Origin of the sequence: Burkholderia sp. GbtcB21, assembly GCF_019091065.1 — a bacterium.
Taxonomy (GTDB): domain Bacteria; phylum Pseudomonadota; class Gammaproteobacteria; order Burkholderiales; family Burkholderiaceae; genus Burkholderia; species Burkholderia pyrrocinia_C.
Genome location: NZ_JAGXKA010000379.1, coordinates 1 through 247 on the forward strand (window position 1 = coordinate 1; position 247 = coordinate 247).

The following is a 247-nucleotide window of genomic DNA, read 5'->3' on the forward strand; positions in this document are numbered from 1 at the left end:
CGACAGGGTCTGTTGGTTGATCTGGATATCCATGTGGCTTGGTCGGATTCGGTCGGCGGCGCGCGTCAGGCCGGCTGGCGCGCGTCGTTGCGGTGATGAAGGGGCGTCGGCCAGCGCGCGGCAGCGCGCCACGCGGCAAACGCGTCGGCATCGCCGAACGCGCCGCCGAGGGCGGCTTCGGCGAACGCCGCCGCCGCGTGCGCGACTTCCGGCGCGATCATGAAGCCGTGCCGGTACAGGCCGGTGG

General features: G+C 72.5%; 1 pseudogene. It reads right to left on the minus strand.

The features are described 5' to 3' along the window. Positions 1–65 precede the first annotated feature (65 nt). Positions 66–247, minus strand: a pseudogene (locus tag KVT39_RS37145) (FAD-dependent oxidoreductase); the annotation flags it as partial.